Genomic DNA, 14737 nt, shown 5'->3' with positions numbered 1-14737 from the left:
GTATCAAACGTCAGCCTCTAAAAGCAAGGTGGGGCAAGCGCCTCCAGCGTAAGATCAGAAGGAGAGGCTTACTTTTTCTTCTTGCGTACAAAAGCGGCCGTGCCGTTTCCGCCCTTACTCTTCCGTTTGCGGCCACCGCCGCCGGAATTACCTCCAGCACTACCGCCGCCCGGCGTTGGACCTTCGCCGATGAAAATGCCGCTGCCCGACGTCTTCTTCCGTCGGCCCTTCCCGCCGGCGCCGCCGGAGCGCGCGTTGCGGTCAAAGCCGAGGGCGCCGCCGCTGGCGGAGCTGTATCCGCCTTTGCCGGAGCCAAAGGCGAAACTCGACGCCTGCTGTTCGCCAGCGCCAGCACTCGCTCCAGCTGGCGCCTCGCCGCCGCGCTTGCCGCGGCCGCCCTGGCCGCCGGCGCTGTCACTGCGGCGCCCGCCTGGCGCGCCGCCTTCAGCCGCGCCGCGTTTACCGCCGCGGCCCTTGCCCCCGCGGCCTCCGCCGTCGCGGGCACCGAACCCGCGGCCGCCATTGCCGCCGCGGTCGCCTTCGCCGCGCCCTTGGCGGCGCGGCTTCATGTCCACCATCTCAAAATCGATGGTGTGCTCATCCATGTTCACGTTCGCCACGCGAACCTTCACATCGTCGCCGATGCGGTATACCTTCGACGTACGCTCCCCGATGAGAGCCATATGGCCTTCATCGAAATGGTAATAATCGTCGGTCATCGCGCTGAGGCGAATTAAGCCTTCGACCGTGTTCTCCAGCTCGATGAACATGCCGAAGCTGGTGACGCTGCTGATAATGCCTTCGAATTCTTCACCGACCTTATCCAGCATAAACTCGGCCTTCTTGAGCGCTTCCGTATCGCGCTCCGCATCCACGGCTACGCGCTCGCGTTCCGAGGATTGCTGCGCAATGTCGGCCATCCGGCCGGCCAGCTGCTCATGACGGCTCTCATTCAGCGACCCGCCGCTCTCCAGCACTTCCCGGATGACCCGGTGAATGACCAGATCGGGATACCGCCGAATCGGGGACGTGAAGTGAGAATAGTATTCCGCGGCGAGGCCGAAGTGACCCGTGCTCTCCGCATCGTATTTCGCCTGCTTCATCGAACGGAGCATCATCGTGCTGAGGACGGTCTGCTCCTTCGTGCCTTGAATGGCTTCCAGCAGGTTTTGCAGGGCGCGCGGATGGATCGCATTGCCCCGTCCCTTCACGTGATGCCCGAAATTCGCCGCAAACGCCATGAAGTTCTGCAGCTTCTCCTGATCCGGATCCTCGTGGATCCGATAAATGAAGGGAACCTTCATCCAGTGGAAATGCTCCGCCACCGTTTCGTTGGCCGCCAGCATGAATTCCTCAATGATCTGCTCCGCAATGGAACGCTCTCTTTTGACGATATCCACCGGTTTGCCGTTCTCGTCCACGATGACCTTCGACTCCACGAAGTCGAAATCCACCGCGCCCCGGCGCATCCGGCGGTTCCGCAGCTTCAGGGCCAGCTCGCGCATCAAGCGGAAATCCTCCACGAGATCGCCATAGCGCTCGATCAGCTCGGGATCCTCATCCACCAAAATTTTGCGCACATTGTTGTACGTCATCCGTTCTTTCGTGCGGATAACACTAGTGAAGATGTCGTGCTTCACGACCTTCATCTGCTCATTGAATTCCATCTCGCAGGACATCGTCAGACGATCCACCTGCGGATTCAAGCTGCATATGCCGTTAGACAAGCGATGAGGGAGCATCGGAATGACCCGATCCACCAAATACACGCTGCAGCCGCGGTTATACGCTTCCTTATCCAGCTCGGACCGATCGCGCACGTAATAGCTGACATCGGCAATATGAACGCCCAGACGGTAATTCCCGTTCGGCAGACGCTCCACGTTCACCGCATCATCCAGGTCCTTGGCATCTTCGCCGTCAATCGTCACGATGTTCAGACCGCGCAGATCGCGGCGGCCCTGCTGCACGATCTCTTCTTCCGTAATCGCATCGGGCGCTGCGTCCGCTTCGGCCAGCACTTCCTCCGGAAAGCCCTCCGGCAGCTGATGCTTGCGGATAATGGACAGGATGTCGACGCCCGGATCATCCTTGTGACCCAGAATCTCCACGATTTCGCCTTCTGCCGCAGCTCTTCCTTCCGGATAGCTCACCAGCTTCACGACGACCTTCACGCCGTCAACGGCGCCATTGATCGCATGCTTCGGAATGAAAATATCCCGGTTAATCCGTTTGTCGTCCGGCAGCACGAAGCCATAAGCTTCATGGTTCTGGAACACGCCCACCACCTGGGTAACGGCCCGCGTCACGATGCGGACCACTTCGCCTTCCATTTTGCCGCCGTCGCTGCTTTTGGAACTGATCCGAACCAGCACGGTATCTCCATTCATCGCACTCTTCAGGTCATTGGCATGAATGTACACGTCCGGATGCTCGCGGTCATCGGGAATCAGAAAAGCAAAACCCTTCGCATGGGCCTGCAGCCGTCCGCGCAGCAAAGACATCCGTTCCGGCACGCCATAACGCTCGGTGCTCGTCAGAATGATTTTTCCGGATTGCTCAAGTTCATTCAGCAGCTTCAAGAACTCCCTGAATTCATGGGCATCCTCAATCGCAAAATGCTGCTCCAGCTCCTGGTACGTCATCGGTTTGTATGCAGTTTCCCGCATAAAGTTCAGTAATGTTTCTTCAGTTATCATGTTATCACCTCGGGAACCTGCAATTTCATCGTTCCTCTATCCATTCTTTACCTTTATATACTCATACCCTAGTATACACGAATTTAATCCCCGGTATCCTTCCGAACACCGCCCTTACCTATGTAATCCGAAATTCAGGCAATAAAAAACCCCCGCTCTTCCAAGAGTGAAAAAGCGAGGGTAACGCAATTGTTATTTCAACATGGCAACAACGATGGCCAAAATCATAAATCCTGCTGCAAGACCTACCGTTGTACGTTGCAGTACGAGATCCATACCGCGAGCCTTCGTTTTACCAAAAAGATGTTCCGCACCGCCGGAGATGGCACCGGCAAGACCTGCGCTTTTCCCTTTTTGGAGAAGAACGACAGTAATCAACCCGATGGAGAAAATAACGAGCAATACTTCAAAAAATACAACCATGACTTCCACCTCCTACGTATGTAAACATCCAAATTTATGATCTTAAGAGACATTCTAGATTCTACATGAAAAACAGCATTCTTATTGTACCACAGCTTTAGTGGTCTGACAAGAAGTGCGGAGAACAATCCCGACAGAAAATCTGCTCTGCCAGCGGGTTGGAAGTCACCTAACATCGTCTATTGGCTGCATGGACAGACGCTTTATATCCGGCAGCACCATGATTCGCTCTCGCCAAAAAATAAATGGCCTGCCCCCTGCTGAGATGACAGACCATCCGTTTCTTGGCAGCAGAAAGCTGCATTATTTCACTCGGAACGACCCTGTGCTGATCGCGACTAACTCGCCCTTATCATTCGTTATCCTGCATTCCGTCGTGACCGAACGGTGCGTCTGATGCACGATGTTTGCCGTAACCGTAAGGACCCCGGCCCTGGCCGGCATGACAAAATGCACGTTCAGATTGCTTGTCACCGTCGATTCGCCGGGACGCTCCAGCATGACGGCAATGCCCATGGCGTTATCCATCAGCGAGGAGAGTACGCCGCCATGCACGATGCCCATCATATTCATATGATGAGGCTGCGCATCCAGCGTGACAACAACCGCCTCCGAGCTGGCTGACGCAAGCTTGCAGCCAAGATATCCCCAGAAGGTGGGCTCTGCCGCTTTGGTCATGTCCTCGATGTACGCCTCCCGGTCGAATGCCGGCTGTTCGGCCTTCGCGTCGGGGTTGACATTGGTATGATTCATCAGGCCGCCTCCTTTTTACTTCTGACGTCGTTAGATACTGTATCCATTCCTGCGGGATAACATGAATCGTCGGTCGTGCCGACTCCGCTATTCTGCGCTTAGCCTGTTTTGCCTTCCTCTTCTTCCTCCAGCAGCTTGCGGCGTAGCACCTTGCCTACCATCGTCTTTGGCAGCGAATCGCGGAACACGTACTCGCGCGGCACTTTATAGGCCGCCAGCTGGCTGCGGCAGAATTTCTCCAGGCCCGAAGGGTCCGGAGACGCGCCGTCCTTCAGTACAATATAAGCTCTTACGGTTTCGCCGCGATAATCGTCCTTCGTTCCGACCACGACGGCTTCCTTCACGGACGGATGCTCATACAGCACTTCCTCGATCTCCCGAGGATAAATATTGAAACCGCTTGCAATGATCATGTCTTTCTTACGGTCGATGATCGTAAAATACCCCTCTTCGTCCATCGTGGCCATGTCGCCCGTGAACAACCAGCCGTTGCGGAGCGTATCAAACGTCTCCTCCGGCCGGTTCCAGTACCCCATCATCACCTGCGGTCCCTTCACGATCAGCTCGCCAGGCTCGCCGACCGGCATTTCTTCGCCCGTCTCCGGATCCACGACCTTCGCGTCCGTATCCGGAACGGGGACGCCGATGGTGCCGATCTTCCGCCTTCCCCATATCGGATTCACATGGGTAACCGGGGATGCTTCGGTCAGGCCGTAGCCTTCGATCAGCCGCCCTTTGGTCAGCTCCTCGAACTTATCCTGCACCTCGACCGGAAGCCCGGCAGAGCCGCTGACGCAGGCATTGATCGAAGAGAGGTCGTATTCCCTGATCTTGGGATGATTAATCAATGCGATATACATGGTCGGGGCGCCCGGGAAGAGCGTCGGCTTCATTTTTTTGATCAGGTTCAGGATCATCGTCACTTCGAATTTCGGTACCAATATCAGCATGCCGGCACGATAGATCGCCTGGTTCAGCAGCACGGTGAGACCGAACACGTGAAAGCACGGCAGAACGGCTAAATACCGCTCCTTCCCGTCCTCCACCTGAAAGCACCAGTTCGCGGACTGCACGGTGTTGGCGATCAGATTCATATGCGTCAGCATGACGCCTTTGGGAACGCCTGTCGTGCCGCCTGTATACTGGAGCAGGGCCAAATCCTTCTCCGCTTTCACGGATTCGCAGACGGGATCATTCGGCGCGCCCGCAAGCAGCTTTTTGAAAGCATGGACGCGGCTTCCATAGTCGACGACCGGAAGAGGGCCTTCCTTCTTGGCTTTGATCGGGTAGAGAAGATTCTTGGGGAACGGCAGATAATCTGCCACGGACGTGACGATCATATGCTCCAGTTCCGTCTCCTCGATGACTTTTTCAACGCGGGATACGAACATATCCATCGTAATGATGATCTTGGCACCGGAATCCTTCATCTGATGCGCAATTTCCCGCTCCATATAGAGCGGGTTGGTCATGACGGCCACGGCTCCTGCGAGCAGCACGCCATAATAGGAAATAACGACCTGCGGGCAGTTGGGCAGCATGATCGCTACCCGGTCGCCCTTCTTGATCCCTTTGCTGCGGAGCGCGTTCGCCATCCGGTAGGACGCATCCAGCAGACTTCTGTAGTTGATCGTCTTTCCCATGAAATACAGGGCCGGACGATTCGGAAACTTCTGCGCCGAGGTTACGAGAAATAATGCCAAATTCTGTTTCGGATAATCAAAAGCGGGGGCTACTTCGGGCGGATAAAACGGCAGCCAAGGCTTTGTATCCATACAAAACCAACCCTTTCCTAAGGAATGCTCCTTCTTTCCTACTCCAAGAAAAATCTCTCTCTTTTGCGGTTACTTACGCATCGTATTGGCGTTGACGCGTGTTACACCGTGTACCGCTCGTTCTTAACCACGCGGGCTGCGATGCTGCGCTTGAGGGCCACCGTATCGACCGGCGTGCAACGTGTCAGTTTCTTGAGCACCGACAGCTGCATGCGCAGCATATCCCCGGTTTCCACCGAGGCCAGCGTCTCTTTCGCGAGTGCTTCAATGCGCTGGAACGCCTCGTATGCAAACACCTGCGTCATCTCGATCATGCTGGCTGCTTTTTCCTCGGAGGTGCGTTCGATTTGCTTGCGGGTACGCAGCAGCGCACTCTCGAGGGCATAAATATCAATCATCATATCCGCCAGATTGGACAAGGCCTCCTGCTCTTTCTCCAGCTTTGTGCCGAACTTCTGTACCGCCATACCGCCTGCAAGGAGGAAAATCTTCTTGCTCATGTCCAGAAAGTGCGCTTCCTGCTCCAGCGTGCCTTCGAAGGTTTGACCAGGTACCAGCTGCAGCAGCTCACCCTGGAGGCCTTGCGCTTTTTGCAGGAGCGCGATTTCGCCTTTCATGGCCTTCTTCACAAGCGTGCCCGGAATCAGGAGCCGGTTGATCTCGTTCGTGCCTTCGAAGATGCGGTTGATGCGGGAGTCCCGATAGATGCGTTCCACTTTGTACTCTTGGATATATCCATAGCCCCCGTGAATCTGTACCGCTTCGTCTGCCACGTTATCGAGTCCTTCCGAACAGAACACCTTGTTGATCGAGCATTCGATGGCATAGTCGGAAATGGCCGCAGCCGAGTGGATTCCGGCATCCTCGCTGTTGTAATCGATGTCCTGCATCGCTTCGTCCAGCAATCCTGCCGTACGGTACACCATGCTCTCCATCACGAAGGCGGTGATGTTCATCTCGGCCAGCTTCTTGCGCATGAGCGGGAACTGCGAGATGGGCGTATCGAACTGTTTGCGGGTGTTAGCATATTTCGCGCTCAGCTCGATCGATTCCTTCGCTGCACCGACGGTGCCGGCTGCCAATTTGTACCTGCCGATATTCAGGATGTTGAAGGCGATCCGGTGGCCCTTGCCGATCTCGCCAAGCAGGTTCTCCTTCGGTACCTTCACGTCTTCGAAGAAGAGCGGACGCGTCGACGAGCCCTTGATGCCCATCTTCTTCTCCTCCGGCCCGAGCGTGAAGCCTTCCATCTCCTTCTCAACGATGAACGCGGTGAAGTGCTCTCCGTCAATCTTGGCGTAGACGATAAAGATATCCGCAAATCCGGCGTTAGTTATATATAGCTTCGATCCGTTCAAAATATAATACTCCCCGTCGTCGGACAGGCGTGCCGTCGTTTTGGCGCCCAGCGCATCCGAGCCGGAGGTCGGCTCCGTCAAGCAATAAGCCGCGATTTTCGCGCCGGTCGAGAGATCCGGCAGGTACTTCTGCTTCTGCTTGGTGGTGCCGAAGAACACGATCGGCAGTGTTCCGATGCCCACATGAGCCCCGAAGGAAAGCGCAAAGGACGATCCCTTCGCCAAGTTTTCGTTAATAATCGTAGAGCTGACCTTATCCAGTCCGATCCCGCCGAACGGCTCCGGCACATCGGCTCCGAGCAGGCCCAGCTCGCCTGCTTTGCGAAGCAGGTCTACCGTCATCTCGTAATTCAGCTTCTCCAGCTCTTCATCGTGCGGCACGACTTCGCCGTCAATAAAATCGCGCACCGTCTCGCCGATCATGCGATGCTCTTCCGTAAAATCCTCCGGTGTCAGGAGGCGCTGCATGTCGGGGTTGTCGATGACAAAGCTGCCGCCTTTGATTTTCGGTTCTTTGGTTTGGTTATCGCTCATGATTGGTTTCCCCTTTCGGAATTGGAATAAGGTGGAGTGCAATGGTGGCCTTGGTGTTGCTAGGTTGCGAACTTGCTGGTTGATCATAGATGGTGTATGTGTTACTCCGGCGCAATGTTGGCGCTCCGCGTGCGGATTGTACTTCCGATCGCTGTTGAGTTTGGATTTCCGGGAATGAATTGATCCATAGTAGAAATCCAAACTCAAAGGCGAACACTACGTTTCTCCAGTACAATTCCGCCCTCTCCGCTAGGTTTGCGCACAAGTGAATCCTCTAAGTTCACCCCGTGCTTCCGGCAATCCTTGCACTCCACCTGTGGATGGAGTGAGTGGTGCCGTGTCCGGTCCGTGTACGGAGCAGACACGGGTACATCGTGCATACTGCTCCCTGTGCGCACGGTGCATGGTCCGGGGCATGCTTGGATTGGCTGTCGACCCTGGTGACCTTGGCGGGCCACAATTCCCTCCTCGGGACCGGCTCCGCCTCTCCCCCAATCAAGAAGGAGGCTGCTTCCCTGGATCTGACAACTGACAGGATTGGTTTTTATTTCAATAACGAACGAGTTACGACTCCTTCGGAAGAGGCAATTACGCCCCGGCTGCGTGCACCTCGAACACCCCCGCGGCGCCCATACCGCCGCCGATGCACATGCTCACGACGCCGTAGCCGCCGCCGCGGCGGGCGAGCTCGGAGACGAGGCTGACGGTCAGCTTGGCGCCGGTGCAGCCGAGCGGATGGCCAAGCGCAATGGCGCCGCCGTTGACGTTGACCTTGCTCTCGTCGATCCCCAGCGCGCGGATGATGTGGAGGCATTGCGAAGCGAACGCTTCGTTAATCTCGAACACATCCACCTGATCCAGCTCAATGCCCGCCATGCGTAGTGCCTTCGGAATCGCTTCGACGGGGCCGACGCCCATTATCTCCGGCTCCACGCCTGCCAGGGCAAACGATTTGAAGGTAGCCAGCGGGGTAAGGCCCAGCTCCTCCGCTTTCTCGCGGCTCATGACGGCTACCGCCGCCGCGCCGTCGCTCGTCTGCGATGCGTTGCCTGCGGTAACCGAGCCGCCGAGGGCAAAGGCCGGCTTCAGTCTGGCCAGCACATCCGGTGTTGTGTCCGGACGAACTCCTTCATCCGTATCGATGGCTAAGGTTTTGCTGCGCACTTTGCCCTGCTCATCGGCGGCAGCCAGCGTTACGTTCACCGGTACGATCTCGTCCCGGAACTTGCCTTCGGAGATAGCGGCTGCGGCCTTGCGGTGGCTGCTGGCCGCGAAGGCATCCTGCGCCTCGCGGGTGATGCCGAAGCGGCGCGCTACCTCTTCCGCCGTATGGCCCATGCCGATGTAAACCTCCGACATCTCTTCGACGATCGTCGGATGCGGTGCCGGCTTGAAGCCGGTCATCGGCACATGGCTCATGCTCTCGACGCCGCCGGCGACGATGACCTCGGCATGGCCGAGCATAATGCGTTCCGCAGCAAAAGCGATCGCCTGAAGTCCGGACGAACAGAAGCGATTGACGGTCAAGGCCGGCACCGTGACCGGATAACCCGCATACAAGGAAATAATCCGCGCAACGTTAAGGCCCTGCTCGCCTTCCGGCATCGCGCAGCCGAGGATAATGTCCTCGACGTCCTCTTTTTTCAGGCCCGGCGCACGCTCAATGACGGCTTCCAGTACGGCTTTGCCGAGATCCTCTACGCGCGTCTGGGCAAAACTGCCCTTCTTCGCCTTCCCCACCGGGGTGCGAGCAAGGGATACTATGACTGCTTCTCTCATGCCATTCACCTCATCAACTAGAAATGGTTGGATCCAATACCGATATGATTGCTGGCCGTTCATCGGCCTTGAAATGAGTACGTAACGGGTGGGACTGATTAAAGTGCCGCCATCACCCAAACATCCAGCAGCGCGGACAGTTTGCCACATGTACCGTATGCACGTTTGATTTGGCGAATCCTACGTTGCGGATGATAGCTGATCTGTTAGCTGTGAAGTTTTAAGGACTATACCAACATTAGCGTTCGTCATGTCCTGATTGCTTTTCAAGATGCCGAAGGCAAGGAGAGACCGGAAGGCAAGACGCTCAAAATTGCCAAGGAAGTACAGTCCAAGCTGAATCGCCTTAATTCCGCAGCGGCTTGCCTTTTGCCAGCATATGCTGCATGCGCTGCTGGGTCTTGACCTCCCCGAGCAGGCTGAGGAATGCTTCGCGCTCCAGGTCGAGCAGATGCTGCTCGCTCACGACCGTTCCTGCAGGGACGTCGCCGCCCGTCAGGATATGCGCCAGCTTCTTCGCAATCAACAGATCGTGATCGCTGATATAGCCGCTTCGCTTCATGTCGATCGCGCCCATTTGGAGCACGGCCCGGCCATCGCGGCCGACAACGCGGGCTTTGCCCGGCTGCGGCGGGACATAACCCGCCCGGTCCATCGCTAACACGGCCTGCTTCGCTTCATGGATCCGGTAATCCTGATTCATGACCACCGTATCCCCGCTGCGTCCATACCCCATGCGGATGGCTTCATGTCCGCTGGTCGATGCCTTGGCCATCGCCACCATCTCGAAGATTTTGTTGATCTCCGGCTGGAGGTCGCTGTCCTTGTCGGGATGGCGGTTGCTGGTCATCAGCGCCAGCTCCTTGCAGCCGCCGCCTGCCGGTATCAGACCGACCCCCGTCTCCACCAGGCCGAAATAGGTCTCCGCCGAGAAGATGATCCGGTCCGCCGGCAGACACGCCTCCACGCCGCCGCCCAGCGTCATCCGGTGAGGCGCGGCCACAACCGGCTTCTCCAGCCCCTTCAGCTTCATCATGCTGCCCTGGAACAGACGGATGATGTCATCCACCTCATCCCAGTCGCCGCTCTGCGCTTCCATCAGCATGAGCATCAGGTTGGCGCCGACGCAGAAGTTCCGGCCTTCGTTCGCCAGCACCAGCCCGCGGTAATTGGCCCTGACCTCTTCCACGCTCTGCTGAATCATGACCAGAATATCGGCGCCGATCGCGTTGTTCGGCGAAGTGAATTCAAGGCATGCAACGCCATCCCCAATATCGATCAGATTCGCCCCCGTATTCGAGCGGATGATCCGGTTTTGCGATTTGAGCGCTTGCAGCGAGATCAGCTCAGGCTGAACCTCAACGCCCTTATATTCGCCTTTGAAATAATGGAACACCTCGCCGTCCTTCTCCTGATAGAAGGACTTGTTGCCTGCGGCAACCCACTCCTTCACCCACGCCGGGACGGTCACGCCCTCTGCTTCCATGCGCTGCACGGATTCCGGCAGTCCGATCAGATCCCAGGTCTCGAAGGGACCGAGCTCCCAGTTGAACCCCCATTTCATCGCGTTGTCGATGTCCTGGATGGAATCGGCGATCTCTCCCAGCTTGCCGGCCGCATAGACGAGCACTTGCTTCAATACATTCCAGGCCAGCTCCGAGTAACGATCCTGCGTTCCCAGGAAAGCCTTGATCTTCCGCTTGGCTCCCTTTACCGCTTTGGCGGCTTCGATGGAAGCGGAGCTCACTTTGGCGCTCGGATTGTACTCCATCGTGGACAGATTGAGCGATAGGATTTTGCTGCCTTGATCGCCTTTTACTTTTTTATAGAAGCCCTGGCCGCCCTTTTCCCCGGTCCAGCCGCGGGCGACAAGCTCATTCATGACGTCAGGCACCGTGAACACGTCTTTCTCCCCGCCGTCCGGTACGGAGTCGTACACGTTTTTGGCTACATGGACAAACGTATCGATGCCAACCAGATCTAGCGTGCGGAAGGTGGCGCTCTTTGGACGTCCCAGAACGGGACCCGTGGCCGCATCTACTTCCTCCACGGTATAGCTGTTCTTCACCATCTCCTGCAGCGTGACCAGAAGTCCGTAGGTGCCGATCCGGTTCGAGATGAAATTCGGCGTGTCCTTCGCAAGCACAACCCCTTTGCCAAGGCGCTTCGTGCAAAATTCAACCATGAACTTCGTAATGTCCGGATCGGTATCAAAGCCCGGAATAATCTCCAGCAGCTTCATATGACGCGGCGGATTGAAGAAATGCGTCCCCAGGAAGTGGCTGCGGAATTCCTCGCTGCAGTCTTCGACCATCGCATTGACGGAAATGCCCGAGGTGTTCGTGCTGACGATCGATCCTTCCTTACGCACGCCTTCAATCTGCTTGAAAATGCTCTTTTTGATTTCCAGGCGTTCCGTAACAACCTCGATGATCCAGTCCACATCCTTCAACAGGCTTAGATGGTCCTCGGTGTTTCCCGGCGTGATCCGGCCCGCAAAATCAGCGCTGTAGAGCGGAGCGGTGCTTGATTTAGGCAGAGCCGCAATCGCTTTGGCGGCAAGCCTGCTTCTTACCTTCGGATGATCCAGCGTCAGGCCGGCCTTCTCCTCCTCGGGGGTCAAGGAATTCGGAACGATGTCGAGCAGCAGGCAGGGAATGCCTGCGTTGGCAAGATGGGCGGCGATCCCCGATCCCATGACGCCCGAGCCGATCACGGCGGCTTTGGTGATGTTTCGACTTGCGACCCCGGAACCGCTGACGGCTTCTTTGGTAATGGTATTACTCATTGCACAACGACCTCCTGTTCATGGATTTCGGATAGACCGAATACGGATAACTCCAGAATTTCCGCAATATCTCGCGTTTTCACGCTTTCTTCCACTTCCTTCAGCTTCGTGCCGTCCTCCAGCATCGTCAGGCAGAACGGACAGGCGGAGCTGATCATCGTCGGAGATACGGCCAGCGCCTGCTCGGTACGCGCCAGATTCACGCGCTTGCCTGCGTCCTCCTCCATCCACATCTGACCGCCGCCGGCGCCGCAGCACATCCCGTTCTCGCGATTCCGCTCCATCTCCAGCAGCTCGACGCCGGGAATGGCGCGAAGCACGCTGCGCGGCTGATCGTATACGTCGTTATACCGTCCCAGGTAGCAGGAGTCATGATAGGTGATTTTCTCCTGAACCTGATACTTGGGCTTAAGACGCCCTTCCTTCACCAGTTGATCCAGCAGCTCCGTATGGTGGACGACCTCAGCCTCCAGTCCAAATTCCGGATATTCGTTCTTGAAAATATTGAAGGTATGCGGGCAAGCCGTGACGATTCGTTTCACATCGTATTTCTGAAACGTCTCGATGTTCTCCATGCACAGCTGCTGGAACAGAAATTCATTGCCCATCCGGCGCGGAGTGTCGCCCGAGTTCTTCTCCTCGTTGCCGAGAATGGCGAAGTTGACGCCCGCTTCATTCATGAGCCGGACGAAGGCCCGGGTGATCTTGCGGCTGCGATTGTCGTAGGAACCCATGGAACCGACAAAGAACAGAATGTCGAAGTCCGGATTTTCCTTCACGGTCGGGATCTTCAGATCCAATGTCCCTTCCGGGTCAACCTCCTTCACCCACTTGCTCCGGTCCGCGCGACTGATTCCCCAAGGGTTGCCTTGTCGTTCGATGTTTTGCATGGCTCGCTGGCCTTCCTGCGGCACGCTGCCCTCCATCAGAACGAGATGTCGCCGAAGATCCACGATTTTGTCGACATGCTCATTTGCGACCGGACACTGATCCTCGCAGTTGCGGCAGGTCGTGCACGCCCAAATCTCTTCCTCGGTCATGACGCCGCCAATCAATTGAATATCCTTCGGGTCTACGCCCTCGACTTGGTGCCAGGAACGCTTCTGCACATCCATCGTCGGTCCGATGTCGGTGATGCCCTCGCCCTTCCAGCCGACAAGCGCCAAATCCGTTGCGCCCATGGAGTGGACGCCCGGCGACCCAAACACGGAGGCAGGCATCCACGCCGATTTGGAGGTGAGCGCGGCACCTTTTTCCGTGAGATGATCCCTCAGCTTCACGATCATGTGCATCGGCGACAGCAGCTTGCCCGTGTTCGAGGCCGGGCACACGTTGGTGCATCGTCCGCATTCAACGCAGGCATAGAAATCCAGCATCTGCTTCTGCGTGAAGTCCTCGATTTTGCCTACCCCGAACTCCTCGGCTTCTTCATCCTCCAAGTCAAGCTTGCTGAGCTTGCCCGGGGGATCCGTGCGACGAACCAGAATGTTGATCGGCGCCGTAATGAGGTGAAAATGCTTCGATTGCGGCACATAAATAAGGAAAGACAGCAGAATCAACAGGTGAAGCCACCAGAATACGTAATAACACACCGTTACTGCCACCGGCGGCATCCAGGCAAACGCGGCCGCGATACTCGAGGAGATCGGTGCCATGGCCGACCACGCCAGATTTTCCATGAGCCGTTCAAAGGCCATCGTCAGCAGCACCGAAGCCATCAGCGTGGTGATGAAAAACACGACAATGCTTGGCTTCCAGCCTCGCTTGAGCCGTTTCAGCTTCTCGCCATAGCGGCGATATGCCGCATAACCGATGGCCAGCAGAATCAGCGCAACCGTAATCTCCTGCATGAGGATGAAGCCCGCATGGCCCGGAATCGGCAAGCTGTGACCCGACAGCCCTTTCCAGATGATATCGAGCGCCCCGAGCTGCAAAATGATAAATCCGTAAAACACGATAAAGTGCATGATGCCGCTCTTGCGGTCCTTAAACAGCTTGCTCTGTCCGAACACCTGGATGGCGAACTGGCTCAGGCGCTCCTTCAGATCCTTCTTCAGATTCGCCGGCTTGCCCAAACGGATATACAGGTAACGGCGATACACCACGGTGGCGAACATGTACACTGCCCAGCCCGTGATCAAGACAAAGAGCAGCGCGTTGATTAATGTTGGAATCATCCCTCTCAGCCCCTTGCGTTAAAAGATCCTTCTTCCACACCCTTCATTTCGTCTCTGCAGCGTCCAATTCTACAGCTCCTGTCACTCCTTCCAGAACCGGCTCGTCATTGTGTCAAGATTGGGACAATATATGAAGCGCTTTCATTATAGAGACAAAAATAAGACCTCCACATCGTGCCGTGCCGACCACTCTAAACCGAACATCATGACTGCTAGCTGCATCTCTTCCTCTGTACAACGCTACATCCGTATTTGTGTACTTGCCTGCGGATACCCAGCTATTCGTTTCTTCCGGTTAAACTGCCGTCTATTGCTCTGATATGAACGCCTTATTGTGCTGCTCTTCCAAGTCTGCTTCATCCATTTTACGCGTCATCGATAACCCATCGTTGACAATGACATGAACGTATTTTATGATGGATACAAGAAATGAATGAGTATTCATTCATAA

Annotated in this window: 8 protein-coding genes; all 8 read right to left on the bottom strand. The window is 56.3% G+C overall.

What is annotated here, in order from left to right; all coding sequences use genetic code 11:
• Positions 1 to 68 precede the first annotated feature (68 nt).
• The gene (gene rnr, locus GYMC10_RS01435; protein WP_012818497.1) at positions 69 to 2699 is read right to left on the bottom strand and encodes a ribonuclease R; all 2631 of its coding nucleotides are present in this window, start codon (positions 2697 to 2699) and stop codon (positions 69 to 71) included.
• A 192-nt stretch (positions 2700 to 2891) separates the two neighbouring features.
• Positions 2892 to 3122 (bottom strand): preprotein translocase subunit SecG, encoded by a 231-nt coding sequence (gene secG, locus GYMC10_RS01430; RefSeq protein ID WP_009593367.1) that lies wholly within the window; start codon positions 3120 to 3122, stop codon positions 2892 to 2894.
• 303 nt (positions 3123 to 3425) lie between these two features.
• Positions 3426 to 3875, bottom strand: coding sequence for a PaaI family thioesterase (locus tag GYMC10_RS01425; protein ID WP_012818496.1), 450 nt, complete (start codon positions 3873 to 3875; stop codon positions 3426 to 3428).
• 98 nt (positions 3876 to 3973) lie between these two features.
• Positions 3974 to 5650, bottom strand: a complete 1677-nt coding sequence (locus GYMC10_RS01420) for a long-chain-fatty-acid--CoA ligase (protein WP_012818495.1) — start codon at positions 5648 to 5650, stop codon at positions 3974 to 3976.
• A gap of 101 nt (positions 5651 to 5751) precedes the next feature.
• Positions 5752 to 7542 carry an acyl-CoA dehydrogenase family protein gene (locus GYMC10_RS01415; protein ID WP_012818494.1) on the bottom strand — a complete coding sequence of 597 codons (1791 nt, stop codon included), beginning with the start codon at positions 7540 to 7542 and terminating at the stop codon, positions 5752 to 5754.
• 588 nt (positions 7543 to 8130) lie between these two features.
• Positions 8131 to 9321 carry an acetyl-CoA C-acyltransferase gene (locus GYMC10_RS01410; protein ID WP_012818493.1) on the bottom strand — a complete coding sequence of 397 codons (1191 nt, stop codon included), beginning with the start codon at positions 9319 to 9321 and terminating at the stop codon, positions 8131 to 8133.
• 346 nt (positions 9322 to 9667) lie between these two features.
• Positions 9668 to 12109: a 3-hydroxyacyl-CoA dehydrogenase/enoyl-CoA hydratase family protein gene (locus GYMC10_RS01405; protein WP_012818492.1), complete on the bottom strand. Its 2442-nt coding sequence runs from the start codon at positions 12107 to 12109 to the stop codon at positions 9668 to 9670.
• Complete coding sequence (locus GYMC10_RS01400; protein ID WP_012818491.1) at positions 12106 to 14286, bottom strand: heterodisulfide reductase-related iron-sulfur binding cluster; 2181 nt, start codon at positions 14284 to 14286, stop codon at positions 12106 to 12108. The genes GYMC10_RS01405 and GYMC10_RS01400 overlap by 4 nt, the downstream gene beginning before the upstream one ends.
• Between the last annotated feature and the right edge of the window lie 451 nt (positions 14287 to 14737).

This window comes from Paenibacillus sp. Y412MC10, from assembly GCF_000024685.1.
Classification (GTDB): Bacteria; Bacillota; Bacilli; order Paenibacillales; family Paenibacillaceae; genus Paenibacillus_AQ; species Paenibacillus_AQ lautus_A.
This window is presented reverse-complemented; position numbering and strand designations above follow the sequence as displayed.

Excerpts from the sequence above, each read along its gene's own strand:
- rnr (WP_012818497.1), bottom strand. The coding sequence starts at position 2,699 with ATGATAACTGAAGAAACATTACTGAACTTTATGCGGGAAACTGCATAC.
- secG (WP_009593367.1), bottom strand. The coding sequence starts at position 3,122 with ATGGTTGTATTTTTTGAAGTATTGCTCGTTATTTTCTCCATCGGGTTG.
- GYMC10_RS01425 (WP_012818496.1), bottom strand. The coding sequence starts at position 3,875 with ATGAATCATACCAATGTCAACCCCGACGCGAAGGCCGAACAGCCGGCA.
- GYMC10_RS01420 (WP_012818495.1), bottom strand. The coding sequence starts at position 5,650 with ATGGATACAAAGCCTTGGCTGCCGTTTTATCCGCCCGAAGTAGCCCCC.
- GYMC10_RS01415 (WP_012818494.1), bottom strand. The coding sequence starts at position 7,542 with ATGAGCGATAACCAAACCAAAGAACCGAAAATCAAAGGCGGCAGCTTT.
- GYMC10_RS01410 (WP_012818493.1), bottom strand. The coding sequence starts at position 9,321 with ATGAGAGAAGCAGTCATAGTATCCCTTGCTCGCACCCCGGTGGGGAAG.
- GYMC10_RS01405 (WP_012818492.1), bottom strand. The coding sequence starts at position 12,109 with ATGAGTAATACCATTACCAAAGAAGCCGTCAGCGGTTCCGGGGTCGCA.
- GYMC10_RS01400 (WP_012818491.1), bottom strand. The coding sequence starts at position 14,286 with ATGATTCCAACATTAATCAACGCGCTGCTCTTTGTCTTGATCACGGGC.